At 59.0% G+C, this 26997-nt stretch carries 19 protein-coding genes and 1 pseudogene; 9 read left to right on the top strand and 11 right to left on the bottom strand.

Annotated elements, in window-relative coordinates:
• Nucleotides 1-43: 43 nt before the first annotated feature.
• Genes AC07S6_RS09660 through AC07S6_RS09650 form a run of 3 tightly spaced genes read right to left on the bottom strand, consistent with a single transcriptional unit; the run spans nt 44 to nt 4230 of the window.
• A complete protein-coding gene (locus tag AC07S6_RS09660) occupies nt 44-1108 on the bottom strand; it encodes a lipocalin-like domain-containing protein (RefSeq protein ID WP_495112201.1) in 1065 nt (354 codons plus the stop codon).
• Nucleotides 1098-3560 (bottom strand): ABC transporter permease, encoded by a 2463-nt coding sequence (locus tag AC07S6_RS09655; RefSeq protein ID WP_495112200.1) that lies wholly within the window; start codon nt 3558-3560, stop codon nt 1098-1100. The genes AC07S6_RS09660 and AC07S6_RS09655 overlap by 11 nt, the downstream gene beginning before the upstream one ends.
• Before the next feature lies 1 nt (nt 3561).
• On the bottom strand, nt 3562-4230 hold the full coding sequence (locus AC07S6_RS09650; protein ID WP_020301318.1) for an ABC transporter ATP-binding protein: 669 nt from the start codon (nt 4228-4230) through the stop codon (nt 3562-3564).
• 274 nt (nt 4231-4504) lie between these two features.
• Here AC07S6_RS09650 and pmrG point away from each other — a divergent pair, with 274 nt between their 5' ends.
• From pmrG to AC07S6_RS09630, 4 genes are all read left to right on the top strand, one after another.
• Nucleotides 4505-5185: a lipopolysaccharide core heptose(II)-phosphate phosphatase PmrG gene (gene pmrG / locus AC07S6_RS09645; protein WP_198862020.1), complete on the top strand. Its 681-nt coding sequence runs from the start codon at nt 4505-4507 to the stop codon at nt 5183-5185.
• Between the two features lie 181 nt (nt 5186-5366).
• Entirely contained in the window at nt 5367-7022 is a 1656-nt protein-coding gene (gene arnT / locus AC07S6_RS09640; RefSeq protein ID WP_197883072.1) for a lipid IV(A) 4-amino-4-deoxy-L-arabinosyltransferase, read from the top strand.
• Nucleotides 7023-7050: 28 nt separating this feature from the next.
• Nucleotides 7051-8568: an ArnT family glycosyltransferase gene (locus tag AC07S6_RS09635; RefSeq protein WP_495112199.1), complete on the top strand. Its 1518-nt coding sequence runs from the start codon at nt 7051-7053 to the stop codon at nt 8566-8568.
• A gap of 336 nt (nt 8569-8904) precedes the next feature.
• A complete protein-coding gene (locus AC07S6_RS09630) occupies nt 8905-9213 on the top strand; it encodes a DUF6124 family protein (protein WP_495112198.1) in 309 nt (102 codons plus the stop codon).
• A gap of 398 nt (nt 9214-9611) precedes the next feature.
• Here AC07S6_RS09630 and AC07S6_RS09625 read toward each other — a convergent pair whose 3' ends face one another.
• The 6 genes from AC07S6_RS09625 to AC07S6_RS09600 all read right to left on the bottom strand — a co-directional run bounded on the left by AC07S6_RS09625 (nt 9612) and on the right by AC07S6_RS09600 (nt 14203).
• A complete protein-coding gene (locus tag AC07S6_RS09625; protein ID WP_168224105.1) occupies nt 9612-10325 on the bottom strand; it encodes an ATP-binding cassette domain-containing protein in 714 nt (237 codons plus the stop codon).
• A complete protein-coding gene (locus tag AC07S6_RS09620) occupies nt 10325-11068 on the bottom strand; it encodes an ABC transporter permease (protein ID WP_495112197.1) in 744 nt (247 codons plus the stop codon). The genes AC07S6_RS09625 and AC07S6_RS09620 overlap by 1 nt, the downstream gene beginning before the upstream one ends.
• A gap of 8 nt (nt 11069-11076) precedes the next feature.
• Nucleotides 11077-12276, bottom strand: a complete 1200-nt coding sequence (locus tag AC07S6_RS09615; RefSeq protein WP_495112196.1) for a YcaO-like family protein — start codon at nt 12274-12276, stop codon at nt 11077-11079.
• Nucleotides 12263-13072, bottom strand: a complete 810-nt coding sequence (locus AC07S6_RS09610; protein ID WP_495112195.1) for a SagB/ThcOx family dehydrogenase — start codon at nt 13070-13072, stop codon at nt 12263-12265. The genes AC07S6_RS09615 and AC07S6_RS09610 overlap by 14 nt, the downstream gene beginning before the upstream one ends.
• Nucleotides 13069-13926, bottom strand: coding sequence for an McbB family protein (locus tag AC07S6_RS09605; RefSeq protein ID WP_495112194.1), 858 nt, complete (start codon nt 13924-13926; stop codon nt 13069-13071). The genes AC07S6_RS09610 and AC07S6_RS09605 overlap by 4 nt, the downstream gene beginning before the upstream one ends.
• Nucleotides 13927-13990: 64 nt before the next feature.
• Nucleotides 13991-14203, bottom strand: a complete 213-nt coding sequence (locus tag AC07S6_RS09600) for a hypothetical protein (protein ID WP_495112193.1) — start codon at nt 14201-14203, stop codon at nt 13991-13993.
• Nucleotides 14204-14633: 430 nt separating this feature from the next.
• On the opposite strand from AC07S6_RS09600, the pseudogene AC07S6_RS09595 reads away from it, so the two are divergent.
• A pseudogene (locus AC07S6_RS09595) lies at nt 14634-14911 on the top strand (DUF6124 family protein).
• A gap of 710 nt (nt 14912-15621) precedes the next feature.
• Here AC07S6_RS09595 and AC07S6_RS09590 read toward each other — a convergent pair.
• Nucleotides 15622-21891, bottom strand: a complete 6270-nt coding sequence (locus tag AC07S6_RS09590; RefSeq protein WP_495112192.1) for an amino acid adenylation domain-containing protein — start codon at nt 21889-21891, stop codon at nt 15622-15624.
• 490 nt (nt 21892-22381) lie between these two features.
• On the opposite strand from AC07S6_RS09590, the gene AC07S6_RS09585 reads away from it, so the two are divergent.
• Together AC07S6_RS09585 and AC07S6_RS09580 are read left to right on the top strand one after the other, a co-directional pair.
• Nucleotides 22382-23176 carry a helix-turn-helix transcriptional regulator gene (locus AC07S6_RS09585; RefSeq protein ID WP_495112191.1) on the top strand — a complete coding sequence of 265 codons (795 nt, stop codon included), beginning with the start codon at nt 22382-22384 and terminating at the stop codon, nt 23174-23176.
• Nucleotides 23176-24645, top strand: a complete 1470-nt coding sequence (locus AC07S6_RS09580; RefSeq protein ID WP_495112190.1) for an efflux transporter outer membrane subunit — start codon at nt 23176-23178, stop codon at nt 24643-24645. Before AC07S6_RS09585 ends, AC07S6_RS09580 begins: the two co-directional genes overlap by 1 nt.
• On the opposite strand, the gene hpaA is transcribed toward AC07S6_RS09580, so the two are convergent.
• Nucleotides 24572-25432, bottom strand: coding sequence for a 4-hydroxyphenylacetate catabolism regulatory protein HpaA (gene hpaA / locus AC07S6_RS09575; protein ID WP_495112189.1), 861 nt, complete (start codon nt 25430-25432; stop codon nt 24572-24574). The two genes, AC07S6_RS09580 and hpaA, sit on opposite strands and share 74 nt — an antisense overlap.
• Before the next feature lie 128 nt (nt 25433-25560).
• On the opposite strand from hpaA, the gene AC07S6_RS09570 reads away from it, so the two are divergent.
• Together AC07S6_RS09570 and AC07S6_RS09565 are read left to right on the top strand one after the other, a co-directional pair.
• On the top strand, nt 25561-26226 hold the full coding sequence (locus tag AC07S6_RS09570) for a fumarylacetoacetate hydrolase family protein (RefSeq protein WP_495112188.1): 666 nt from the start codon (nt 25561-25563) through the stop codon (nt 26224-26226).
• Nucleotides 26223-26993 (top strand): fumarylacetoacetate hydrolase family protein, encoded by a 771-nt coding sequence (locus tag AC07S6_RS09565; protein WP_089042195.1) that lies wholly within the window; start codon nt 26223-26225, stop codon nt 26991-26993. Before AC07S6_RS09570 ends, AC07S6_RS09565 begins: the two co-directional genes overlap by 4 nt.
• The last annotated feature ends 4 nt before the right edge of the window (nt 26994-26997 follow it).

The raw sequence follows: 26997 nt of genomic DNA, 5'->3' as shown, positions 1-26997 counted from the left end.
ATTACCCGTCGGGTCGTAGGGCAAAACTACCCTGCTATACCCCCTAATACCCCGTCATCTCCAAATACCCCACCCCACCCTCAAACCGCACCGGCCCTTCCCAGTACGGAATACCCAAGTCCATCCACGCCTTCGGGTTGACGGCCTCGGTGGTGATGTCCAGCTGTTTGCCGGGAATTTTCAGCGACCAGCGTGTGGGAATGTTGCGCCCGTCGATGGCCGTGGTGGTCAGCGGTGTGAGTTGGATATCGCTGTTGTGCAAGGTCTGGGTGTGGCCCTGGGCGTCGATCCAGGTGCCGGTGAGGTAACCGTCGCTGTCTTTCTGCCGCACGCGAAACAGCATCAACTGCGCGCCGCGGTCCAGATGCAGGGAGAACCAGTCCCAGCCGGTCTGGCTGGCGGCAAGGGGTTGGCTGCTCCATTCGCGGTCGAGCCAGGCTGGGCCGCTGACCTGGTAGGTGTGGCCGTCGAGGTTGACGCTGCCGCTGGCGGTGAAAAACGGCTGGCTGTAGTAGTACGACGCCTGGCCCTGGTCGGATTTGCGGCTGTAGCCATGGTCGCCTTGCAGCACCAGCGGGCGGCTGGAAGTCAGGTGCAGGTCGTACGCAAATTGCGCGCCACTGGCCTTGAGTTGCATGTCAGCCAGGGGGCTGGCGGCGCCGGGGCGGCTGGCGAAGTTCCAGTCGTCGATCCAGGCGTTGAACGGCTCTGCCTGGGTCCCGGCTTGCCCCACGCCACCCCGGGCCAGGCGTTCGGCGGCGTAGTGGCGGGTGGCGGAGGTGACGGCGGCGTGGCCGAGCCACACGGTTGAATCGCGCCAGCCCGGTTGGACGGGGCCGGCCTTCAATGCGTTGCGAAACAGCGTCCATTGCACGCCGAAGACATTGCCCTGGGCATCCTTGAGGTTGGCCGTGACGTACCACCATTCGATACGAAAGCCGTCGTGGGGCCCGTGGTCCTCGGGGAAACTGAAGACTTTGCCGGGCACCACCTGGGCAAAGTCCGCCGCATCGCTGCCCAGCCCGGCGAAACTGTCCTCGGGTGCGGGCGCCTGGTCGCAGCCGCTCAGCAGTAACCAGGCGATGCACGCCAATGCCTTAATCTTCATGGGCGAACGTCCTCAACAAATCCGCCGGACGGCTGCGGTACAACTGCCATAAGGGCCAGGCCGACGCGAGCAAGGTGGCAAGCATCGCCAGCCCCAGCAATTGCGCAAGCTGCCCGGGGAATACCTGCAGCGGCAGGCGCCAGCCGAAGGCCTGCACGTTGATCACCGCATCCAGGCACCACGCCAGCAACAGCCCCAGCGGCAACGCCAGGATCAACGTGAGTACCGCCAGCAGCCAGGTCTGGCCGAGGTTGAGCAGCATCAATTGTCGGCGCGTCACGCCCAGCGCCCACAACGGCGCGAGTTGGCCGAGTCGGCTTTGGCTCTGGGTCAGCAGGCTGATGAACAGCGCCACGCCGGCGACGCCAAGGGTCAGGCTGTTCAACGCGGCGGTGGCAGCGAAGGTGCGTTCGAAGACCTGGCTGGACCACCCCTTGAGTTGCTGTTGGTCGACGATGCGGCTGTCTTCCAGGGCGAACTCACGCTGCACTTCACGTATCAGCGACGGCACGTCGGCAGGCGCTACCCGCAGGTTGAAGCGTGCCGGTGAGAGCGTCGGCCAATGCGCCAACAGGTGCCGGGCATTGACCAGCAGATGGCCCTTGGGGTTGCCGTAGTCGGCGTAGATGCCGACGATCTTCGGCGCCCAGGTGCCCTGCGGGGTGGGGATGGAAACCGTGTCGCCCAGTTGCACCTTCAGGCGTCGCGCCAGTTGTTCGCTGAGCATCAGGCTGTCGTCTTGCAGCAAGCGGTCCCAGGGCGCGTCCACCGCCTCCAGCAGCGGCCAGTGTTGACGATAAGTGGGGTTGTCGACCACGCCGAACACCTCCGCGGGCCAGCCTTGCAGTTGCACCGCCACCTGCCACGCGGGCAGTACGGCCTGCACCAGGGGCTGGCGGGTCAACCACGTCGTCAGTTGCTCGGCCTGCTGCGGATTTTGCGGGTTGAGGTACAGCTCGGCAGTGAGGCGTTGCTCCAGCCAATGGGTGAAGGTCTGGCGAAAGCCCGAGGTCATGGAGCCGGCGCCGATATTCGCCGCCAGGGCCAACAGCAACGCCATCAGCGCCAGGCTCAAGGCCGGCAGTTGCTGGCGGCAATCGGCCAGGAACCACTGGCCCAGTACCGAGCGACTACGCCCCAGCACGGCTTTCAATAACCCATTGAGCAGCACCGGTAGTGCCAATGCCGCGCCCAACAGCAAGGCCGCCATCAGCACAAACCCGGCGGCCAGGCTATCGCCCAGCCACAGCGCCAACAACGCGATCGCCAGGGCCGCGGACGCCACCCACCCCTGGCGCCGCAGCCAGCGCCCATGGGCTTGATGCCAGGCTTGGGCGTTGGCCAGCGCGAGTAACGGCAAACGCGCCGCTCGCCACAGGCTGCTGGCTCCGGCGAGCAACGCGCCGAGCAGGCTCACACCCAGGCCGGCCAGCCACCACCAGGGGCTCAAGTTCAATTGGCCGGCGACTTCGGCGCCGTACAAGCCGCGCAAACTGGCGGCGACATCCGGCAGCAACAGACTGGCCAGCAGGTAACCGCTGGCGATACCGAGCACACCGCTCAACACCGCCAAAGCGCCCAATTCGACGCCCAGGCTCAGGATCAACATGCGTGCGCTGACCCCACAGGCGCGCAAGGTTCGCAGCAGGCCGCGGCGCTGTTCCAGGGCCAGACCGATGGCCGCATGCACGATAAACAGCCCCACCACAAAGGATAAAAAACCCACCGCATCCAGGTTCAGGTGAAAGCTTTCGGTGAGGCGTGACAGGTTGCTGTCCTCGCCCTGCTTGAGTTGCAACGCGGCGGGTGGCGTGGGGTGGCGGGCGGCGAAAGTGTTGTCCAACAGTAAGCGCGACAGGCGCCCGGGCATGTTGAGCAAGGGTTGGGCAAAACCGATATCCGTCAGCAGCAGGCCGGGCGCCATATCCGCTTGCACCTGCAACGGTGGCAGGCGTTGCCCAGTAGAAGTCAGCGGCTGCTCGCCCTCATGCAACCCCAGCGCCTGCAAAGTTTGCGCAGCGACCCAGGTACGCCCCGGCGGCTCGAAGAACGCCAGCATTTGCGCCTGGCTCAAGCGTTGCCCCGCCACGCTGCCGCTGCCGGGCAACGACACCGGGTCGATGCCCATCAATTGCAGACGCTGTTGGTCACGCCCCTGCAGCACCACCCGCCCCTGCACCACCGGGGATACCGGCCAGCCGGCGCGGCGCAGCTCGGCAAACAGTGCTTGGGGGAAACTGGCGGCGTCCGGCGCAACCAGGCTGGCTTGGGGTTCGCCACCGATCAATTGGCTGGCACGTGCGTAGCTGTCCCGCGCCTGGCTGTTGAGGGCCTGCACACCGGTCAGTAGCGCGGTGGCCAGCCACAGGCCGGTGAGCACGCTGAAAAATTGCACCGGATGACGCCGCCAGTGGCTCAGCAACGCGCGCAGCGTCCAGTAAAACAGCGCCATCTCAGCGAGCGTCCATCGGCACGACACGCCCACGGTGCAGCACCACTTGCCGGTCAAGCCGTGCCGCCAGGCGCGGGCTGTGGGTGACCATCAACAGGCTGGTCGGGCTGTCCCGCAGCAGGTCCAACAGCAGTTGCAGCACTTCATCGCTGGTGGCTTCGTCGAGGTTGCCGGTGGGTTCGTCAGCCAGCAACAAACCCGGTCGCGAGGCCAGCGCCCGCCCGACGGCAACCCGTTGCTGCTGGCCACCGGAGAGTTGCTCGGGGTAACGCCGGAGCAAGTCGCCCAGTCCCAGGCGCTCCACCAATTGCGCTTGCCAGTGCGGGTCGAAACGCCCCGCCAGCCGCGCCTGGAACGCCAGGTTGTCTTCCACGCGCAAGCTGCCGATGAGGTTGAACTGCTGGAAGACCAGACCGATTTGCGTGCGGCGCCAATGGGCCAGTTGCCCTTCGTTGAGTTGGTCGAGGCGCTGCTCGCCGATGCGGATGCTGCCGGCGTCCACTCGGTCCAGCCCGGCCACCAGGTGCAGCAAGGTGCTTTTGCCACTGCCCGATTCGCCCATCAGCGCCAGGCTGCTGCGTTCACCCAGGTGCAGGTCGACGCCGGCCAGGACGGTCAGCGGGCCTTGCGGGGTCGCGTAGTTTTTAACAACACCTTGCACCTGCAACATAAGAACGCTCATCTGAAGGACCAGCAACGAGAATAACGGCTGACGCTCCTGCCCACGCAAATTTTTCACATGGATTTCACCGTCTGCCCATCCACCGAACTTTAAAGTGCCCGCCAACTCGTGGTGACTCACAACTTATTAGTTAATCCAAGTGACCCTCCTAACATGCAAGTGTTCAGCAAAAAGACAGCGGTGCTGTGACAGTCTCCTGCCTCACCAAGGGCAACTACCCAGTCGTGCAGCCTTTTTATAAACACAATAAACAGTGCCGAGGATGAACCGCGTGGCAGACATGATCCTGGCCAACCCCCAACCCAAAAGGTCAAGGTTAAAACGCCTGAGAAAATACCGCCTGCACCTGCTTGGCATCAGCGTTACCGCCTTGTTGTTGACGGGCTTTTTATTCTGGCCCAGCTCGCCCCTGGACCTGGGCGTGGGCAATCGCCTGGTGACCTCTGGGGTGCTCGCCAGTTGGCGTGAGGGTGAGCTGGTGGTGCTGGTGCGCCATGAGGAGCGCTGCGACCGCTCGGCCAACCCCTGCTTCGGCCCTGCCGATGGCCTGACCATCAACGGCACTGAACGCGCCGTTGAACTGGGCAAAGCCTTTGATTCATTGGGCATGTCTCTGACCGACGTGCTCAGTAGCCCCACCACGCGAACCGCCCAGACGTCACTGTTCATGTTCGGCAAGACCGAACTGTCCCCCGGCCCGCTGGCCATCTGCGGCGACGCCATGGACGGTGAAATCCTCGGCCACAAACAGCCGGGACGCAACCTGATGCTGATCACCCACAGCGCCTGCATGAGCGACTTCCAGACCAGCCTGGGCTTCCCTCACGCAGCCGCTGCAGAGTACGGCAGCGCACTGTTCGTCAAGGTGCTGCCCAACGGTACCTTCAAGGCCATGGGCACCATGAACAGCGAAGAGTGGACCGCCGCACTTAAACAACTTTAATTACACTTGTTTACATATTAAGCCGTGGGGCGTTCAGCAAAACGACAGCACCACTCTGGCATGTTTAGCCGCGCCTGTTAGTTATGTTCCTCTACCACAACTTAGTGACCCTTACGATGCTTCGCCCTATTAAGTTAATACCGCCATTGCCCGCACTTGAACGTTATGGAGCGATGTGCGCATGCCCCGCATAAACCCATTGTCCTGGCTATTGCTGGGCGTTGCCGTGTTCTTCCTGTTGCCCCTGGGCTTTCACGGTTTATGGACGCCGGACGAAACTCGCTACGCCCAGGTCAGCCAGGAAATGCTGATGAGCGGTAACTGGGTGGCGCCGCACTTCATGGGCGTGCGTTATTTCGAGAAGCCCGCCGCCGGCTATTGGCTGATCGCCCTCGGCCAGGCGGCGTTCGGTGAAAACCTGTTCGGCGTGCGTATCGCCTCAGTGCTGAGCACGGGTCTGAGCGTGGTGCTGGCTTACCTGCTCGCCCGTCGCGTGTGGAACGAGCCGCGCAAGAGCTTTGCCTGCGCCCTGCTCTATCTGAGTTTTGGCCTGGTGGCCGGGCAAGCCGGGTATGCCAATCTCGACCCGCAATTCACCCTGTGGGTGAACCTGAGCCTGGTGGCGTTGTGGTTTGCCCTGGACTGCCGCACGCCACGGGAACGCCTGGGTGCCTGGGCGGTGTTGGGCGTGGCCTGCGCCATGGGATTCATGACCAAGGGGTTCCTGGCCTGGCTGTTGCCGGTGTTGATCGCCGTGCCCTACCTGGTCTGGCAGCGTCGCGTCGGTGAGTTGATGCGCTACGGGCCGCTGGCGGTGCTGGTTGCCGTGCTGGTATGCCTGCCATGGGCCCTGGCGATCCACCTGCGCGAACCAGATTACTGGCATTTCTTTTTCTGGCATGAGCATATCCGCCGCTTTGCCGCCGACAACGCACAGCATGCGCGGCCGCTGTGGTTCTTCCTGCCGATCATGGTGGTGGCGTGCCTGCCGTGGGCCGCCTTGCTACCCGGCACCCTGCTAAAAACCTGGCAGGAAAAGCGCCAGCCGGCGATTGCCTTTCTCGCGCTGTGGCTGCTGCTGCCCCTGGGCTTTTTCAGCCTGAGCAAAGGTAAATTGCCGACCTACATCATGCCGTGCCTGTTGCCCCTGGCCTTGTTGATGGGCCACGGTTTGATCGACCTGATCAAGCAAGGCAAGGCGCGCACGCTAGTCATCAACGGCGCGCTCAATTTCGTGCTTGGCATGACGGCCATGGTGGCGCTGATCTACCTGCAAATCACCCGCCCGCTGTACAGCAATAGCCATGCGGAGATGTTCAACCTGTCCCTGACGTTTATCGTGCTGCTGGGCTGGATCCTCGCCAACCTGTTGCAAGCGGTGCGCCCGCTGACGTTGTGGGCGATGCCTGCCCTGGGCATTGGTTTGCTGGTGGCATTGCTACCGGCGGGCATGCCGGCCCTGATCGAAGATAACGAAATGCCCGACCAGTTCGTGCTGGAACATCTGGACGAACTGCAACCTACCCGTGCTTTGCTGAGCAATGACCTGGGCCTGGCATCGGCCTTGACCTGGCGCCTGCGCCGGCCCGATGTGGCGTTTTATAACACCCAGGGCGAGCTGCGCTATGGCTTGAACTACCAAGACGCGGCACAGCGCAAGGTCACGCCGGACAGTGTCCAGGCCTGGTTGGCCGAGGCCCGCCAACACGGGTCGGTCGGCGTGCTGATGCAGGTCAAGAGCACCAGCGAACACCGTGAAGAAGGGCAGTTGCCGCCCGGCGGCAAACGCTATCGCAAGGGCAACCTGGTACTGACGATTTACTCCCAACAACCTTGAATGCAGCGCCTGCCACGGGGAACATCCCATGAGTTTCTGGAAAACCGAACGCGGCGCTCTGGTGTTACTGCTGGGTACCTCGGCCTTGCTGCTCTTGCTGGGCCTGGGCAGCCGCGACCTGTGGGGGCCGGAAACGCGCTGGGCGAATATCGCCTTGCAGATGCTGCAAAGCGGTGACTATTTCGACCCATACCTCAAAGGCACGCCGTATTACGACAAACCCCTGCCCTCCTACTGGCTGATCACCGGGTTTGCCCATCTGCTCGGCGGCCTCGGCCCGTGGTCGCTGCGCCTGTCATCGGTGATTGCCGCGTGGTTGAGCATTTGGCTGGTGTACCTGATCGGTGAACGCCTGTTTCGCAAAGGCACCGGGCTGATTGCCGGGTGGATGCTCGCCACCACCTTCTACTTCCTGTTCTGGGCCCGCGTGGCCACCGCCGATGTCCTCACCGTGTGCGGCGTGCTGGCAGCGGTGTGGTGGTATTGGCGTGGGCCGGATGACACGCGGCTGGGGCGCTACACGGTGTTTTTCCTGTTGCTGGCCGCCACCTCACTGTTCAAGGGTTTGATCGGTGTGGTGCTGCCGGGCCTGGTGCTGTTGCCACACTTGCTCAGCGAACACCGCTACAAACGCCACCTCAACCTGCGCTTGGTGCTGGCCCTGCTCATCGCAGGCATCGTGTACGCGATTCCCTTTGTACTGTCCCACCGCTACGGCGCCCCCACTTACGGCGAGAGCGGCCTGGAGTTGGTGTTCCGGGAAAACGTGGTGCGCTTCTTCGACCCCTTCGACCATATGGGGCCGATCTACACCTACCTGATCTACCTGCCGGCCTACACCCTGCCCTGGGCACCCTGCTGGTTACTTGGCCTGTGGCTGGCCGTGCGCAGCTGGCGCAAGGTGCCGCCCAACGTACGCTGGCTAGTGTGGGGCCTGGGCCTGTTGTTTGTATTCTTCACCGCCAGCGGCAGCCGCCGCAGCTACTACGTGTTGCCGCTGGTGCCCTTTGCCCAACTGCTCGGCGCCTGGTGGCTGAGTGAACGCCTGCACAAAAAACCTTCGAGCTGGCCGCGCTGGCAAACAGGCTTTGGCCTCAGCGCAGGCCTGCTCTTGCTGGTGCTGGGCGTGATCTACCCCTGGACCAACGGCAACGGCGGCGTTACCCGCTTCGCCGCCGACCTGCAAACCCAGGCAGAAAAAAGCGCGCCCTGGAACCAATGGCAACTGGTGCTGGTGGAGGTCGACAACAAACTGCCCATGTACCTGCAAAACCACGGCAAACCTTTCTACTACGTCAGCGAAAGCCAGGACTTCCCGCGCCAGGGCGACAGCGCCGCATTCATGGCCTGGCTGGAGAAAACCAGCGGCCAGGGGTTTGATCCGCAACGCACGATAATCGTCGCGCAGTATTCCAAGGACGAGCCCGCGCCGTTGGCGTTCCTGGGGGTGGACCGTCAAGTGGTGACGACGCAACCGGATAATGGGGAGCGGTTGTTCAAGGCGCGTGAGGGAGGGAGTGTGGCGTTTGTTCCGGGGATACGCTGAGGCACTGTGCTTGCTGGCCTTTTGTCATGGTTTGTAAAGGGCCAGCAAGCCGTGTCCCTTTAAATTGCAGGACGTTTCCGAGACAATCTCCGCCGCCTTGTGCCGGTTGGAATCGGTGGCTAGTCTGCGGTCAATCACTGCTCATCAGTGATCGGGTTTAGTCGCTCGTATCTTCCAACACGGCATGGTCTCCATGAGTTTTATGGTGGCTGTGCGTAGGGCACCTTCGGGTGCGCCGGATGTTTCGTGTTGGGCCGGTCGACTAACCTGCGTACAGCCGCCACCCTCGTTTAGTCGCGACGGGTGTCGTCTCCTAATCCAACGCGGAGCTACACCATGAATAAAGTCCTACCCGATCCCCCCCTCGATCCTGCAAAAGACCGTGCCGCCTTTAACCGCGCCATCGACCATTACCTGCCCAGCCAGGGTTTCCACAACGTCAACGACAATCTGAGTTTTGAAGATGCCTTGCTCTACACCGCCAGCTTGCTCGACAGCGCATCGGCAACGGCGCTCGATTGCGGCGAGCTGCTGGATAACCCAGGGCGGGCGAAGATTCTGGCGGTGTGGCATTTGTTGGAGATTGCCAAGACGACGGTAGATCGTTCTATTGAGTGCGTGAAGCCTTTGAAGCCAACAACTTAAAATGTAAAAGCGGGCTTGCTCGTATTCTGTAGGAGCGAGCTTGCTCGCGAAAAACTCACAGGCGCCGCGTTTATTCAGGAGGCACGCGTTATCGTTGAGGTTTTTCGCGAGCAAGCTCGCTCCTACAGTGGTATTGATGCAAATACCTTGATAGCTCAGGCGAACCGGGTCGATGCCATCGCAGGCAAGCCAGCTCCCACATGGGTTCGCAGGGCATCAGTTGGATCAATGTCGGCTGTCAGGCCGTCACGGGAGCAAGCTCCCTCGCCACAGTTACCGGGTCACTCTCAACTGACAAGCGTCGGGCTTGCTCGCTATGGTGATAGCTCCATCGAGGACCACTATCGCGGAGAAACCCGTTCCCATCTCGCAAGCATTCAGACACAGCTACCAACATCTCAAGTTCTGGGCAGGCTCGCAGCGTGAATAAATGCCTCATCCAAAGTACTGCCGCCATACCTGCTCAAAAAGCCCTCGGCATTGGAAAACCGATTAAAGCGTTGTTGGCATAGCATGTAAAAGTCATCGCAGTGAGTGACGATCTCGTCAATGTTATGCGACGACACGAGTATCGCCACACCCTCTGCCGCCGCGCCCTCCAGACACCGCCAAATGTGGTACCGAAATTCCGGGTCAACCCCCGCTGTGGGCTCATCCAAAATCACAAGGTCTGCGTTAACCGACAATAACGACAAGGTGAAAAACCAACGCTTTTCGCCATAGCTACAAAGGGATGATTTCTTCTTCCAGATTTCGCAATAGCGTTCAGCAATACCAGGGCTCCACTTTTCAATTTTTTCCAAGGCGTGCCGCTGGGTTACGCGCGTATCGGAGCAAAAAAGCATCATCATGTTAAAAACATCGAACATTCGAAATACGGGAGGCGTTGCGATGATCTGTGACAGGTAAAGTAGCTTGGAAAATGAATGTTGCACTTCACCGCCATTCAATTTTTTCAGGCCACAGATCACGTCAAAAAACGTAGTTTTTCCGGAACCATTAGGCCCCAATAAACCTATCATTGTGCCGGCCTCGACTTCCAATGAGGCACTCTTGAATAAAATATGCTGACCGTACCTAACGTCCAGTGCATCCACGATTAGCCGTTTCATCAGTACCGACTCCAAACGGGGTTGATGAGTAAAAATCGGAACACAAACCACCCTGTGACAATGATCATTCCTAAAATCGACGCTACCAATGTAGCGGACCCGGTCACCCCCACCAACATCAGGCGATTGGCCCACCCCATCGGATTAAAAAGATCGATTACGTTAAATAGGGAATACGAGGTGCTAAGGCTACCGATACCCAGCGCCAACATAGAGACTGATAATATGGAAAAAAGAGTATTAGTATTTTGAAAGCCTATGGGCACCAGCGTCAACAATAAGGATGGAGTAGAGAAAAGCAAAAAACACATATAGAAACGACCAACAATAACCAACCACTCTTCCAAGGCCATCAAACCAAAATAGCCCCGCGTCAGCACATAAAATACCGAACAATAAATCAGCGACATAAATGAGTACGCTAAAAACTGCCCAGCAAGAAAGGTGACCTTAGTACGCTTTGTATACACAAAGGAGCGCAAAAAACCACTTTCTCTTCGCCCTACTATATAAAACGCCAAACCAAAAAGTGCCACGCTTGAAGAAATGAAAGCGTAAAACCATGAAGTGGCAGATGCGTAGTCACGTAAAGATTCTCCGCCAGTGTATCCAGCGTAAGTAATCAAGTAGAAGGTTACCACTGGGGATATTACGATCCACAACAGGGCGACCGGCTCTTTCAATTGTTCCTTGATAAAAAGCTTTGCCAGCGAGAACGGCTTAGATAATGGGTAGATATGCATAGCTCACCTCACGGAAACGGCACCATTTTGTTCAGACGAGACGAAAACATTAAAGACTCAAAGCTTTTTGAGTAACTATTTCTCAGATTTATGTTTTTTGAATTATTCATATGAAGAAACAGATCAGGTGAAACATACTTTGCAAAGACGCAATTAACCCCATTAATCCTGGCGCGCCGAGAATAAAAATAACCCGACACACCCAACCCGTTAAGCACCGTCAGAAAAACCTCCAATGAAAACTCCAAAGAAGTCTCCCTATCGTCACCATCAGCAACCACATAATCAGTTATTTCACGATAGGTACCATACTCATTACAGGTCATAAAATAGCGAAGATAGTCATCCTCCACTTTTCGCTCATCAGACCCGATCGATTTAAACAAATCCATAAAACGATAAGTTTGCCACAGTTCAAGCAGCGCTTTTTCCAACGCTTCGCCGACGTCACCTGAATAGGACATACCCGCACAATACTTCACATGTCGATCACCATCGTTTTGGCCATAAACCGCCAACAAACAAACCCCAGGAAAACGATTGTCAGAAATATCAAAAATGGAAACCTCACCGGAAAATATTAGCGCATCATATAAATATTTAACATTCCTCCCTCGTAACAGACACTCAACTTTACCGAGAGAGAACAGTGCTTGGCATTGCTTAGTCAGCCAAAACCTCAGTAGAAATTGTCGTTCAAGATACTCTTTTACAGCTCCTAAAAACGCGACATCCACGTTCCAGTAAAAGCTGCACCCACAGGTGTCTCTCAGCGGATATAAAAAATTATCCTTTTCGAGGCCGTGCGCAGAAAGAGAAATACATACAGTGGGAATTAAGCACTCAGAAAAATCAGAAGCTCTCATAACTTGTGTCAGTGAGAAGTGATGTTTTTTAACCTCTTCAATTGATATCAGCCTTGAAGCCGTCTGTGTAAGAGCGCTGGCAAAACCATCAACTTCAGCTCTCGTCAACGAGTCACTAAGAAAGCCGCACTTTATCGACAAAACCTCTCTATAAAAATGACGCCTTTCAAAATACTCTCCCAAGGCAGTTTTGATAGAGCGTGCGCCCCCGCCCACCCCTGACCCGTTAACTGAAAGAGCGTCTGACACCTCTACAGAATTTGGCAAATAAAGCAGTCCGGCAGGTTGAAATAATAATGCTCCAGGAAGATCCGGCTTCTGCATCGCATTAACAAGTTTCATGCTGCCTACCTATTAAGTGAACACATACAGGAAAAAACAGAGCGGGGTTAACCCCTAGCAACTTACATACCATGGAGTCCGTATAAGCAGACCACGGGCGGCAGGCAAGTCCTAATTTTTTTGCTTGAATCTCCACAAGCATATAAATAGAACCAACTTCCATAAGCGCCATGCGATAACCACGATATCTATATTTGAAAATATTTTTAGGCATATAGACTGAATAAATAATAGCCAAACTCGGAAAACCCAGCTGTTCTCCAGACGAACCCATTATAGCCGCCTTCACATATTCAAAATCGACATCCACCTGCATTACTTCAAATCTCCTAGAACTAGGAAGCAAGTGCAAAACGCGCTCTTTAATGGGCCAGTCTGCATTACTCTCAGCGAGTGAACAAATAAAGATCTCAACAGGGTAAAGTGCTCCTGCACTCGGATACCCACGTTTGTGTGCTCCGACACTCCTAGAGACAAGAGGTGACACCAGCTTTTCAAGCACTTCAAAGTTCAGAGACGCTGACAAAAACTTCTCGCATGATTCATTTCTGTATAAGCATTCAGCCCTATCTCCCTCGGACAATCCAAGGCTGACCGTTAGCCCCATATCAGGATAGAGTACGAGCTCATTTCCGGTTAACTGGCTCAGATGTTCTTCGTCCAGTGTATGGAGGCCAGTGCAATGTTGAAACGCCGGATGAAATGTGAAGTTACCTTTACTATGAAAATCAAGCACTGCCTCATAGACGGCAGGGTCTATAAATCTAAAATAATAGTCATGCGGAATATTTTTCACTTCCTTACCTCCAGGCAATCGCACATATACCAGTGGGAACTGGACTCTTGAAATATTCTGCCGTCACTTAATTGCACATACGAGGAGCACAACACATCATCATGATACTTGCGCAATACACCGCTCTCAGTAAAAAACTTCACATTTCTAATAATTGCACCAACAACCACCAACTCTTGATACAAACTTAACTTCTTAAAGGGCACATTGACATGTTCATTTTTACAAAACGCCAATGCCGATGCCCAGTTGTTTTTCACCCGTTTGACTGACTCATTATGAATAAGTCTATCAATGGTACAAAAATGACAAGGATTTCCGACCTCCGAGATATAAGGTTGCCCGATGCAAAAAAAACCGCCCATCGGCCAACAAACGCTAATAGCGCTAGCTGGTGATATTTTTGCCAAGTCAAAATGTATTTCTTTCAGGCCCTCATAATCATAAGAATGGCATAACAACACAATAAAACATCTAAACCCCGCAACAGAACTTACTATATCACTTGAAAAATCTTTAAACTCTACGACACCCGATAACTCTTGTCTAAATAAGTCTTCGATCCCGGCATTCCCTTCCCACGAATGCACAACTATAGTCTTTTCAAAATAAAGCTCCTTAGCCGCCGCAAACGGTATTATTTTCTCCAGAAACTCATATGCACTGGCTGCATTCAAGCCATTATCAGCGAGTATTTCATCCAACTCATCCTTCGTCAGCGCACGAGACATTTGTATCTGTCGCAACGCCTTCAAGATCGGTTGTGAATGCACCTTAGAGATACCGGCATCGGATATTACTAAACTTTCCGTTTCAAAATTGAGTATCTGATAGTTAGGAATGGCTATATTCATTATGTGATCCCCTGTAGGGGTTTCAGGCGCTGCCTAAGAAACCCCGTCAAGTGGGTAAATAAACCTATTCTTTGGCAAGTGCTTGTTCTTCTATCGAGTTGTGACCACATCCACCGGAGCCACCACTTCCTCCATTACATCCACCGCCACCTCCACACCCTCCACTTCCGCCACACCCCCCCTGACTTCCTGAAGCGCCAGCATTGCCAGCATACGGGTTAAATCCATAGTCATTGTCGAAATCATAGATAACTTCGCCATACTCTGTTTTTTTCATTTTCAAGTTCCTCATATTGTCGTGTATCGCCACTAAACCGCAGTGACACTCACAATTTAGTAGACAAGAAGAAACTTGCAACGAAAATAATTTTTCCTTGTAGGAACTCAGTTACATCTGATTAGGAAATTTCACTCATTAAATTCAGAAAACGAATAATTGTCAGAAAGAAGAGGCAATGAATCAACTTTCACACACCGAATTATTCCTTCACAAAATAACATCTTAGAAGTTACCAACTTCGGAATTCAACAACCGTTCTCTGGCGAGTTCTATGTAGGAAGCGGCGTGAAACTTCAAAAATACGGTAATAAATCCGACAAACGGTCCGCCGAGTTAGCGCCTTTAAACAACTTTAAAAGGCCAGCAAGCCGTGTCCCTGGTTTAGTCGCGACGGGTGTCTTCCCCTAATCCAGCGCGGAGCTACACCATGAATAAAGTCGTACCCGATCCCCCCTCGATCCTGCAAAAGACCGTACCGCGTTCAAACGCGCCATCGACCATTACCTGCCCAGCCAGGGTTTCCACAACGTCAACGACGATCTGAGTTTTGAAAATGCCTTGCTCTACACCGCCAGCTTGCTCGACAGCGCTCCGGCAACGGCGCTCGATTGCGGCGAGCTGTTGGCTAGCCCAGGGCGGGCGAAGATGCTGGCGGTGTGGCATTTGTTGGAGATTGCCAAGACGACGGTAGATCGCTCTCTGTAGGAGCGAGCTTGCTCGCGAAAAACTCACAGACGCCGCATTTATTCAGGAGGCGCGCGTTATCGTTGAGGTTTCTCGCGAGCAAGCTCGCTCCTACAGTGGTATTGATGCAAATACCTTGGTAGTTCAGGCGAACCGAGTCGATACCATCGCAGCATAGGTATCTACACAACTTTGTGGGCTGTAACAGCGGACGGTAACCACGATGCGAAGCGAGCCGTTCTTGATCTGCTTTTGATCTCAGGCGCCCCGTTAAACCACGCTGGCCGGAATTGGACAGGGATTTGGGGGGTAAACCGGCAGGGATGCCGGTTTAGCCGCCCCGCGCCATGGATGGCGCGTGGCGGCGGCCCCCCAAATCACTGCGGATTACGGGCACACCGAGCCTGAGCGAGGTGCCGAGTGGTGGGGCAAAAGCGTTTTGCTTACTTTCGCGCTTTTCAAAAGTGAGCCGCCGTTGGGCGGAACCCTAGGCAGCCGTTACCGCAGGAATGGATATGTACACAGTCCAACTGTGTTGACTGACAGTCCGTCTTCGCAGGCAAGCCAGCTCCCACATTTGGATCCTGGGCGCCAGGGAGATAGGCGCCGGCCGTCAGGCCGTCACGGGAGCAAGCTCCCTCGCCACAGGTCCAGCGTCGGCTCTGAATTGTGTAGATACCTATGGCCATCGCAGGCAAGCCAGCTCCCCACATTGGATCGCAGTGCCTGAGCTAAATCCGTCGACGGCGGTTGAGTTGGGGGATGGCGGTTTGGGGAGCTTCCACGCGCGGGGCCTGCGCCGCCGTTTTCGCGGCCAGTTGTGCCAGCGTGGGCTGGCTGAACAAGGTGCGTGCGTCCACGTCCAGCCCGGCCTTGCGCAGGCGGGCTACCAGGTTCACTGCCAACAGGGAGTGCCCGCCCAGTTCAAAGAAGTGGTCATGGCGCCCTACCCGTTCGAGTTTCAATACGTCAGCCCAGATCCCGGCCATCAGGGTTTCCACCTCGCCCACTGGCGCTTCGTAGGCTCGGCTAAGCACGGCCTCCAGCCCTGGCGCCGGCAGGGCCTTGCGGTCGAGTTTGCCGGCGGGGTTGAGGGGCAGTGCGTCGAGTTGCACGAAGGCGGCCGGCACCATGTATTCCGGCAGGTGCTCCAGCACATGGTCACGCAAGGCTTGCAGGCTCGGCGCCTGGCCGCGCAGGGTAAAGTAGGCCACCAGGCGCTCATCGCGAATCAATACCGCCACCTCGTGCAGCGCCGGGTGGGCGGCCAGGTGTGCTTCGATCTCTCCCAGCTCCAGGCGCACACCGCGCAGCTTGACTTGGAAGTCGTTACGCCCAAGGAATTCAAGATTGCCGTCAGGCAGGTAGCGCACCAGGTCGCCGGTGCGATACAGGCGGTCGCCGGGCACGAAGGGGCTGTCGATGAAACGTTCGGCGGTCAGCTGTTCCAAGCCCAGGTAACCACGGGCAACGCCGACGCCGCCGATGTGCAGTTGGCCGCTGATACCCATGGGCACCGGCGCATCATGAGCGTCCAGGACATACAGGCGGGTGTTGTTGATGGCGCGGCCAATCGGTAGTTGCAAGGCGGGCACCGGCGCGCCGGGTTCGAGGGTCCAGGCGCAGCTGTCCACCGTGGCTTCGGTGGGGCCGTACACGTTATGCAAGCGCACCGTGGGCAAGCGCGCCTGCACGCCACGGGCCAAGGCGGCGGTGAGTTCGCCGCCGCCGCACACTATATCGGTGAGGCTGGTGCACAGGGCCGATTCGTCCAGGTCCAGAAACTGCTGCAACATGGCGGGCACGAACTGGATCACCCTGATCTGCTGCTCACAAATCACCTGGGCCAGGTACGCCGGTTCACGGTGCCCATCGGGCCGCGCCAACACCAGGCGCATGCCGTTGCTCAACGGCCAGAACAGCTCCCACACAGAACCATCGAAGCTGAACGGCGCGCGCTGCAACAAGGCGCCGCCTTCGGCGTTCGGGCACAGTTGCGAGCCCCAATGCAACAGGTTGCCCAGGCCACGGTGCTCGATCATCACACCCTTGGGCGTGCCGGTGGAGCCCGAGGTGTACATCACGTAGGCGAGATTGGCGACGCTCAAGCCTGGCACGCTTGGATTGTCGATCGGCGCCTGATTCCAAGTGCAGTGGTCGAAGTCGATCAGCGGGATCGAGACATCGCCCACCCCTTCGCGAGTGGCAGCTTGTACCAACAGTGCCACTGGCTGGCTGTCTGTGAGCATGTAGGCCAGGCGCTCGCGTGGGTAACCTGGGTCGAGCGGCACATAGGCACCGCCCGCCTTGAGAATTCCCAATAAGCCCACCACCAAGTCCAACCCACGTTCCACGCACAACGCCACCCGCGAGTCCGGCTGTACGCCGTGCTCACGCAAGTGAAAGGCCAATTGGTTGGCACGTTCGTTGAGTTGGCGGTAGGTCAATGCGTGCTGACCCGCCTGCACCGCGATGGCATCGGGGGTTCGCCGCGCGTGGGCTTCAAACAGCGCTTGCACGGTCAGCGTTTGTGGGTAGTCGGTGGAGGTTGCGTTGAAGTCCACCAATAGAGTGTGCAATTGGCTCGCGGGCAGCACCTGCACACTACGCAGCGGCATATCCGGCGTGTTTTCCAATGCGTCCAGCAGGCCGTTCAGCGCGGTGTCGAAGTAGCTCAAGACAGGTTCAGCGCCCACTGTGTCCGGGGCCATGACCTTGACCCGGAAGCCGCTGGCCGTGTCGTCCACCGTGAGCATCAACGGGTAACTGAGGATGTCTTCACTGCTAAGCAAGGCAATGCCCGGCACAAGGTTCAGCCCAGGGTCCGCCGAGGTGTGACGATAGTTGAGCAAACTGTTGAACAGTTCCGGCACGCCGCTGCGACGCTGGGCCAACGCCAGGGACGCCTGTTCATGGGCGAGCAAAGCGCTCAGTTGCGCGTGAGTGTCGTGCAGCGCATCCGCCACGTTTTTCCCGGCCAGGCGCAGGCGCAGCGGCAAGGTGTTGATAAACATGCCCAAGGCCCGCTCGGCCCCCTCGCCGGCTTGCAAGCGGCCGAGCAGCACGGTACCGAACACCACATCTTCGCGGCCGGCGACACGGCTGAGCACCTGAGCCCAGGCCAAGTGGAAAAGGCTCGCGGCACTCACCCCCAGGGCTCGGGCCTGGCTGCGCAGGCGCAGATTGAGCGCGTCGCTGAGCGAGCGCTGCGCCTCTTCGGTCTCGGCACGCAGGGCCTGACGCTTCTGTAGGCCGAACGCCAAGGTCGGCTCATCGACATCCGCCAGACGCTCTCGAAAGAACGCCTCGTGCGCCGCCTGGCGAGCCGTTGAGCGGGCCTGCGCGACCATGTTGCGATAAGGCACGGGCACAGGCAGTTGCGCCTGTTGACCCAGCAGATGGGCACGAATCTCGTCCACCAGCAGCGTGGTCGACGTGGCATCGTTGACCAGATGATGAAAGCGCAGCCTGGCAACCCAGCGCTGGTGCTGGGGCTCCTCGGCGTAATCCAGGGCCATCAGCGGCGCGTGGCGCAAGTCCAGGGGTTGCGCCGGTTCGCGCAGCACTTCAACCCGCAGCTGCGCCTGGCGCCACACCACCTGCATCGGTTGTTCCAGGGCATCCCACACCAGGCTGGTGCGCAAAATATCGTGGCGATCGATCACCTGTTGCAGGGCACTGGCGAAGGCATCCAGCTGCTCGCGGCGCGCGAAGCTGAACAGCGCCTGTTGCTGGTACGGGTCGTGCGCGTCGGTGAGGTGGTGGTAGAGCAACCCTTCCTGCAACGGCGCCAGCGGATAGATATCCTGCACGTTGGCGGCGCCGCCAGGGATGCTGGCGACGATGCGGTCAAGGCTGGTTTGGTCAAGTTCGGCAAGAACGAGCAAATCCTTGGTGATATGGGTGCAACCGGCCGGGATTCGATTGGCCGGCACCGCCTGTTCGTGACCGAAGCACGCCGCCGCCAGCGCCGCCAGGGTGGGCTGGCCGAACAGCACTTGCACATCGGCGCGCAGGCCGGCCTCGCGCATGCGCTGCACCAGTTGCACCGCCAACAGCGAATGCCCGCCAAGCTCGAAGAAATGGTCATGGCGGCCCACTGGCTGCACGTGCAGCAACTCGGCCCAGATCTGCGCCAGTGTGGTCTCCACGCCCTCTTGGGGCGTTTCGAAGCGGCGGGTGATAAAGGCTTCCTGGGTCGGTGACGGCAAGGCTCGGCGGTCGAGCTTGCCGTTGGTGGTGAGGGGCAACGCGTCGAGGCACACGTAAGCCGCCGGCAGCATGTAGTCCGGCAGCGAGGCTTGCAGGTGAGTGCGCAGCACTTCGATTTCCACAGGCTGACGTGGCACAAACCACGCCCATAATTGCCCGTCGCGAAACTGCACCACTGCATCCTGAAGCGCCGGATGGCTGGCCAGGGCCGACTCGATTTCCCCCAGCTCGATGCGCACGCCACGGATTTTTACCTGGTCGTCATTGCGCCCCAGGTAGTCAAGATTGCCGTCTGGCAGCCAGCGCGCCAGGTCGCCGGTGCGGTACATGCGACCGCCGCTGAAAGGGTCGTCGATAAACCGTTCGGCACTCAACTCGGCACGGTTCAGGTACCCCCGCGCCACGCCCTTGCCGCCGACATACAACTCCCCCGCCACGCCAATCGGCACCGGGCGTTGCTGCGCGTCCAGCAGGTAGACCCGGGCATCGGCGACCGGCGCGCCGATATGCAACGGCTGGCCCACCTCAACGCGCCCCGAGGTCGCCACAACGGTGGCTTCGGTGGGGCCATAGTTGTTCACCACCGCAAACGTCTGCGCCTGGGTGAAGGTGCGCAGGCGGTCGCCGCCGATCAGCAAGGTGCGCAAGGTGGGATGCCCCAGCCCCTGGCTGAAGGCATATTCGGCCACAGGCGTGGGCAGGAAACACACATCCAATGGTTGCGACCGCCACCAGCCGAGCAACGCGTCGATATCTTCCGCACCTTCATGGGCCGGTGGCAGGTGCAAGGTCGCACCCACGCACAACGCCGGCCAGACTTCCCAGGCCATGGCATCAAAACCGAAGCCGGCGACGCTGGCAGTGTGGCTGCCCGCATGCAGGTCGAACGCTTGGCAATGCCAGTCCACCAGGTTCGACACGCTGTGATGTTCGACCATCACACCCTTGGGCAACCCGGTGGAACCCGAGGTGTAAATCACATAAGCCAGGTTCGACGGCGTGACGGCAACCTGAGGGTTACTGTCGATGGATGCGCTGCCAGGCTCCAGCGCGATCACCGGTACCGTCGAGACGGGCAGACGCTGGCGTAAATCGCGCTGAGTCAGGATGGCCGCGGGCGCGCTGTCGTGCAGCAGGTACTCCAGGCGTTCGCCGGGATGGGCCGGGTCCAGCGGCACGTAGCAGGCGCCGGACTTGAGGATCGCCAACAGCCCCGCCAGGGTGTCAAGGCCACGCCGGGCCAGGATTGCGACACGGTCATCGGGCTGTACGCCGAGTGCCACTAATTGATAGGCCAGTGCATTAGCCTGGCGGTTGAGTTGGGTGTAGCTCAGTGAGCGGTCCTGATACACCGCCGCAATCGCGTGGGGCGTGCGTGCGGCCTGGGCCTCAATGCGCTGGTGCAGGGTTTGCGGCGTAGCGTTGGCCTGCGCGGTGGCGTTCCAGTGCAGCAGTCGGGCCTGCTCCTCGGGCAGCAGCATGCAAAACTCGCCGATGGTCAGCGCAGTGTCCTCCAACCCCTGCTCCAGCAGCCCGATGAAACGCTGGGCCAACGCCTGCACATCGTGCGCCTGGAAATACGCCTCGTTGTAGACGCAATGCAGCCACGCATTGTCCTGGTAACGGTTGCTGCGCAAGTGAATGGCGAGCGGTAGCGCTTCATGGTGATTGGAGACTTTGATCGCGCGGGCCTGGACCTGACCGAAGCGCAGGTCGTGGTCGTCCTGCTCGAACGATACCGACACGTCGAAGAGTTGCCCGCGATCTGTTCGGCGCAAGCCCAGCTCGCGGTTCATCTCACTCAACGGGAAGCGCTGATGACGAAAATCCTGCTTGAGCTGATCACGGATGCCCCGTACCAGAGCACCGAAAGACACGCCCTCGTTGAACGCAAAACGTACCGCGCTGACCTGGGTGAAGAGGCCCACAGTGGCGCGAAAACGCGCGTTGGAGCGGTTGAGAATCGGCAGGCCCACTCCCCATTCCTGCCGTTGGCTGGTGCGGGTGAAATACACATACATCGCCGCCAGCAACACATGAAAGGCCGACGCCTGGTAGTGGTTGGCAACCTGCTCCATGCGGCTCTGCAACTGCACCGGAAAGCCTTGCACCCAGGTGTTGCTCGACGTCTTGGTGTTGTGCCTGGGGGTGAGCAGCGGCTCCGGCAGCACCTGGTATTTGCCCAGCCAATAATCACGGTCGCGGGCGTAGCGGGCCGATTGCAGGTAGCGTTGGTCGGTGTCGATAAAGTCGATGTAGGAAGGCGCCAGTGGCTCGGTGGCGCGCCCCTGCTCCAGGGCGCTGTAGAGCTGCGCGAGGGATTGCAGCATCTGGCCGAAGCCCCAGCCGTCGAGGATCAGGTGATGAGCCTGGGTACCGAGGCGGTAGTGATCATCATGAAGTTTGACCAGGAAAAAACGGCACAGTGGCTCGCCGCTCAGGGCGTAGGGCCGAGCCATTTGCGCCTGCATCAAGGTTTGGCTTGCCGCGGATGGGTCGGGCAGCGCGGAGAAATCATGCAGCGCCATTTCCACCTTCAGCTCCGGGGCGAATGTTTGCCCAGGCAGGCCATTGGCGTCGGTGTGCAGTTGGGTGCGTAGTGCATCGTGACGGGCCACCAGTAGTGCGACAGCATGCTGCATGCGTTCGGGCTCGACGGTGCCGGCAAAATCCAGGTAGCCGCCAATGTTGTACAGCGGCGAATCGCCCACGCGCTGTTGGTCGAGCCAAATGTCTTGTTGGGCGCCAGTGAGGGGGAAGCGGGCCGGCTGGCTGGAGGAATGCTGCATAAGATCCTTCTCATGGGGGTCAGGCACTGGCCGCGCAGAGGTGGCCCATTACGCCGAAGTTGCCGGATTGGAGCATGGCCGCCGAGGGGTGTCTGACACCCGAAACCCGGACATTCAAATGGATGGATAGGCCTTGATCGAAGGTTCATGGCTGAAACGATTAAAGCGTTGTAGGAGATTGGCTACAGCTCATCCATGCCGAGCCTCTGGATAACCCGTTGATTTTAATAATTCATTATTTACATCAATAACTTAGCTAAAACTAAAAATAACTTACACCTGTACGTAGCCGGCTTAATTCACGAGAAACGTCGGATTAATGGCGCAGCTTTTATGGCAGCTTGTGTCCCTCGTTTCCGCTACATACGTAGGACAAATCCCTATGGCTAAATAAAATCTCGAACGCCGAGTTACGTTCAAGCAGTACGGAGTGCCCTGCACAGGCCCTGGGCAACCGTTGACGGTTTTCGACATCAAGGATGAGATGGCTATGAGTCTGACCCCAAGTATTGGCGACACCTGCGGCCCGCATTTTTATGCCGAAATGGGCGAGTTGATTTCAAACAGCGGCGACGAACATTTCGCCGCCACGATGTTGCAACTGGTGGGCAAGTGGGTACCGATTCACCTGGTGGACCTCAGCGAATGGACCCTGGATGAACTGCGTGACCGCGTGCTGGACATCAAGTTACTGGGCAGCGCCGGGGTGAAAAAGGATTTGTCGGTGCCCCAGACCTTGCATGCGCTGAACGACCACCCGCTGTTGCGGCAGATGCTGCACATGCAAGACCCGCTGCTGATCCAGATGAACGCCAAGGCCAACAGCGCGCATCCGCGCGGTACTTCGCACCAGTGCAATCTGGTATCGCGCCAGGGCAATCGACGCTGTGTGATTTCGTTCTACCGCCCGCCGACGCAGCAGGGGTTCTCCCTGGCTGAGTTGTCGTTTCTCAAGTGCTTGTCGGACACGCTGTTGCCGTTGATGGAACGGCACGCCCAGAGCCTGCGCCAGTCGCCGCACGCCGAGACTGAGCCGGCCCATACCCTGTTGGAACAATCGCAGTTGCAGCGTGAGTTCTACAAACGCTTGTCTTTGAGCGACATCACCCTTTCGGCGCGGGAACAGGAGGTGTGCCTGGGCCTGCTGACCGGCGGTACCGTGCCGCAAATCGCGGAGAAACTCAGTGTCAAAAACAGCTCGATCGAGACCTACCTCAAGCGCGCCGCCGCCAAGCTGGGCGTGAGCGGCCGGCATGGCCTGGCCAAATGGATGGTGGGCGCCTGATGAACACACGAGCACTGTGCACCGTCGGCATGGCCTGGATGCTCGGCGGTTGCTCGCTGATCCCCGAGTACCAGCGGCCAGCGGCACCGACGCCTGCGCAGTATCCCCAGGGCGGCGTGTACCGCTTGGCACAGGCCGGCACCCAGGCGCAAAACCCGGACTGGCAGCAGCTGTTCCGCGACCCGGCGCTGCAACAGCTGATTAATGATGCGTTGGTCAACAATCGCGACCTGCGAGTGGCGGCCCTGAATGTGCAAGCGTTCCAGGCCCAGTACCGAATCCAGCGCGCGGATCTGTTCCCGGCGATCTCTGCCACAGGCGCCGGCAAGCGCCAGAAGCTGCCGGGGAGCGTGACCGGCACCGGCAAGTCAGCGATAACCTCCAATTACTCCGCCACCTTGGGCCTGAGCGCTTACGAACTGGATCTGTTCGGCCGCGTGCGCAGCCTCAGCGAACAGGCGCTGCTCACTTACCTGGGCACCGAACAAGCGCGGCGCAGTACGCAATTGAGCCTGGTGGCCAACGTCGCCAATGCCTACCTGACCTGGCGCGCCGATCAGGAACTGCTGGCCCTGTCCGAGCAAACCCTGGTCGCCAACGACCACAGCTGGCAATTGACCAGCCGCAGTAAAAGCGCAGGCAAAGCCTCGGCGCTGGACGTGGTGCAAGCGCGCACAGCAGTGGAAAGTACCCGCGCCAGCGTAGCCCGCTATGAACGCCAGGTGGCCCAGGACCTCAACAACCTCACGCTGCTGGTGGGTGGCCCGGTGGATGAACACCTGCCTGCGCGCCCATTGGCCGACGATCTGGTCGCCCGCGTGCCCGCCGGCTTGCCCTCGGACCTGCTGCAACGCCGCCCGGATATCCTCCAGGCCGAATACCAACTGCAGGCGGCCAACGCCAATATCGGTGCGGCCCGTGCTGCGTTCTTTCCTTCCGTGACCCTGACGGCAAACGCCGGCAGCACCAGCAAGGAGCTGTCGGGGCTGTTCAAGGGCGGCTCGGGTAGCTGGACCTTTCAGCCGCAGATCAACCTGCCGATCTTCAACGCCGGCAGCCTGCGCGCCAGCCTCGATTACGCCAGGCTGCAGAAGGACATCACGGTGGCCCAGTACGAAAAATCCATCCAGGGCGCCTTCCAGGAAGTTGCCGACGGCCTCGCCGCACGCCAGACCTTCAACGACCAACTGGCGGCGCAACGGGATTTCGTCGCCGCCAACCAGAACTACTATGACCTGGCCCAGCACCGTTACCGCAGCGGCGTGGACAGCAACCTGACATTCCTCGATGCGCAGCGTGCGCTGTTCAGCGCGCAACAGGCGCTGATTGTGGACCGGCTGGCGCAGTTGGTCGCCGAGGTGAATTTGTATACCGCACTGGGGGGCGCCTGGGATATCAGCGCAACCCCGACTGCCGCAGCCGGTACTCCCCCGGTGTCATCTGTGCATAGCGCAAAAAAAACCGGCTGAAATACGCAGGGTCCTTGAACCCCAGCTGGTAGCAGATTTCATTCGCGGAACTGCCGGTAAACAACAGCAGGCGCTTGGCCTCTTGCATCAGCCGTTCAAGGATCAGGCGCTTGGACGGCAGGTCAGCAATGCGTCGGCACACTTCATTGAGCCGCGCCTGGGTCACGCCAATGCCCTCGGCATAACGCGCCAACGGCCAATGTTCCAGGTAGTGGGCTTCGATCAGCTCGTTGAAACGATGGAAGATGCGCAGGTCTTCATGGGCTGTCGGGCGTGCCGGCTGGGCGTGGGCGCACAGGCGCAGCAGGCGGATCATGATCAACCGCGTCAGGCTGTCGAGGGCGGCGGCGCGCCCTGCCCGTTCGGCGTTGATCTCACTGCACAGCGCCTCGAAGAGTTGTTCCAACCCCTCAGCGTCGCCAGTCAAGGCCACACATGCCGCACCAGAGGCAAGGCTGGGGTCGGCGTCGATCAAACTCCACACCAGCTGCTGGCGCACCGTCAACACATGCCCGTCGGCATCAGCTTCGGTGACAAAAGCATGGGCCACCGTGGGCGGCGTGAGAAAAAACATCGGTCCCGATTCAACGTACTGGCGGTCATCCAGATACACCCGCACTGCACCACTCTTGACGTAATGCACCTGGAAAAACCGGTCATGGCGATGCACCGCCATATTGCGCCCGAAAAACCCCGCCAGGTTGCCGAGCTTGTCGTAATGCACCTCGGCGTCGCTGTAGCGCTGGTCGTAGACCTGCCCGATGTTGATGTTGGGAATCGGCTTCACGGGGCTCTCTTCTTGTTGTTGTGAGGCCAGCGCAGTGTGCCACGCTTGACGGTAGTTAACATATTAATTATAACGTTAACAACTTAACGAACGGCCTGTGCAGCCGTCGTCACCGCCAGGAGAAACGCATGAGCCGTACCCTGCATGATGTTGCCAGCGGCACCCTGTTCGGCGTTGCGCTGAACTACCAGGGCCTGCTGGACCAGCATCTCGCCGCCTTCCAACAACCGCCCTACCAGCAGCCGCCGACCAAGCCGGTGCTGTTTATCAAAACCCCCAACACCCGCAATGCCCATGGCGGCGTAGTGCTGCAGCCTGCGGGCGAGCGCCTGCAGCCGGGCCCGGCGCTGGGTGTGGTGATCGGCCAGCGCGCCAGCCGTGTCAGCCTGGAGAACGCCATGGCGCATGTGGCCGGGTATGTGGTGGTGAATGAATTCAGCCTGCCGGAAGACAGCTACTACCGCCCCGCCGTCAAAGCCAAATGCCGCGATGGGTTTTGCGCCCTGGGCCCGCAGTTGGTGGCGCGGGATCAAGTGGCCAACCCCAATCAATTGAGCCTCAAGCTGTTCGTCAATGGCGAGCTGCGCCAGGAAAGCTCTACCGCCGATTGGGTACGCGACATCCCGCAATTGATCGCCGAGATCAGCGAGTTCATGACCCTGTACCCCGGCGATGTACTGATCACCGGCACCCCGCAAGGCCGCGTGGATGTGCAGCCAGGCGACCAGGTTGAGGTCGATATCACCGGCATTGGCCGCCTGAGCAACACCATTGCAGCGCAGGCATCGGCATGAAACGCGCACGTATCCACTTTGAAGGTGCAACCCACAACGTATTGGTGCAAGCCGACTGCAGCGTGCGCCTGGAGGATGGGCGGTTGCTGGCCGAGGACCAGGTGCAATGGCTGCCACCCGCCACCGGCAACATGTTCGCCCTGGGTTTGAACTACGCCGACCACGCCGCCGAACTGGCCTTTACGCCGCCGACCGAACCGCTGGCATTCATCAAATCGGTGGGCACCTACACCGGCCACCGCCAAGTCACCTGGCGCCCGGACAACGTCGCCTACATGCACTACGAGTGCGAGCTGGTGGCGGTGATCGGCAAGACCGCGCGCAACGTCAAGCGCGCCGACGCCCTGGACTACCTTGCCGGTTACACGGTGTGCAACGACTACGCGATCCGCGACTACCTCGAGAATTACTACCGCCCCAACCTGCGCGTGAAAAACCGCGACTCCACCACCCCGGTCGGCCCATGGATTGTCGACGTGGCCGATGTGCCCGACCCAGGCAACCTGAAGCTGCGTACCTGGATCAACGGCGAACTGCGCCAGGAAGGCAGCACGAAAGACATGATTTTCGATATCCCCTACCTCATCGAATACCTGTCCAGCTTCATGACCCTGCAACCGGGCGACATGATCGCCACCGGCACGCCCGAGGGCCTGGCCGATGTGGTGCCGGGGGATGAGGTAGTGGTGGAAGTCGAAGGCGTGGGCCGCCTGGTCAACCGTATCGTCAGTGAAACGGAGTTTTTCTCCGCGCGCAAAGAGGCTTGAACAA

The organism is Pseudomonas sp. GW821-FHT07B01 (assembly GCF_059419065.1).
The sequence above is the reverse complement of the archived record's forward strand: the minus strand, read 5'-3'. Positions and strand labels throughout refer to the sequence as shown.

What these genes read in the sequence shown, in the direction of transcription:
- AC07S6_RS09605 (WP_495112194.1), bottom strand. Translation starts at nt 13,926, where the DNA reads ATGAATATAGCCATTCCTAACTATCAGATACTCAATTTTGAAACGGAA.
- AC07S6_RS09635 (WP_495112199.1), top strand. Translation starts at nt 7,051, where the DNA reads ATGAGTTTCTGGAAAACCGAACGCGGCGCTCTGGTGTTACTGCTGGGT.
- AC07S6_RS09565 (WP_089042195.1), top strand. Translation starts at nt 26,223, where the DNA reads ATGAAACGCGCACGTATCCACTTTGAAGGTGCAACCCACAACGTATTG.
- AC07S6_RS09600 (WP_495112193.1), bottom strand. Translation starts at nt 14,203, where the DNA reads ATGAAAAAAACAGAGTATGGCGAAGTTATCTATGATTTCGACAATGAC.
- AC07S6_RS09655 (WP_495112200.1), bottom strand. Translation starts at nt 3,560, where the DNA reads ATGGCGCTGTTTTACTGGACGCTGCGCGCGTTGCTGAGCCACTGGCGG.
- AC07S6_RS09620 (WP_495112197.1), bottom strand. Translation starts at nt 11,068, where the DNA reads ATGCATATCTACCCATTATCTAAGCCGTTCTCGCTGGCAAAGCTTTTT.
- AC07S6_RS09580 (WP_495112190.1), top strand. Translation starts at nt 23,176, where the DNA reads ATGAACACACGAGCACTGTGCACCGTCGGCATGGCCTGGATGCTCGGC.
- AC07S6_RS09615 (WP_495112196.1), bottom strand. Translation starts at nt 12,276, where the DNA reads ATGAAACTTGTTAATGCGATGCAGAAGCCGGATCTTCCTGGAGCATTA.
- pmrG (WP_198862020.1), top strand. Translation starts at nt 4,505, where the DNA reads ATGAACCGCGTGGCAGACATGATCCTGGCCAACCCCCAACCCAAAAGG.
- AC07S6_RS09650 (WP_020301318.1), bottom strand. Translation starts at nt 4,230, where the DNA reads ATGTTGCAGGTGCAAGGTGTTGTTAAAAACTACGCGACCCCGCAAGGC.
- AC07S6_RS09570 (WP_495112188.1), top strand. Translation starts at nt 25,561, where the DNA reads ATGAGCCGTACCCTGCATGATGTTGCCAGCGGCACCCTGTTCGGCGTT.
- arnT (WP_197883072.1), top strand. Translation starts at nt 5,367, where the DNA reads ATGCCCCGCATAAACCCATTGTCCTGGCTATTGCTGGGCGTTGCCGTG.
- AC07S6_RS09660 (WP_495112201.1), bottom strand. Translation starts at nt 1,108, where the DNA reads ATGAAGATTAAGGCATTGGCGTGCATCGCCTGGTTACTGCTGAGCGGC.
- AC07S6_RS09590 (WP_495112192.1), bottom strand. Translation starts at nt 21,891, where the DNA reads ATGCAGCATTCCTCCAGCCAGCCGGCCCGCTTCCCCCTCACTGGCGCC.
- AC07S6_RS09625 (WP_168224105.1), bottom strand. Translation starts at nt 10,325, where the DNA reads ATGAAACGGCTAATCGTGGATGCACTGGACGTTAGGTACGGTCAGCAT.
- AC07S6_RS09630 (WP_495112198.1), top strand. Translation starts at nt 8,905, where the DNA reads ATGAATAAAGTCCTACCCGATCCCCCCCTCGATCCTGCAAAAGACCGT.
- AC07S6_RS09585 (WP_495112191.1), top strand. Translation starts at nt 22,382, where the DNA reads ATGAGTCTGACCCCAAGTATTGGCGACACCTGCGGCCCGCATTTTTAT.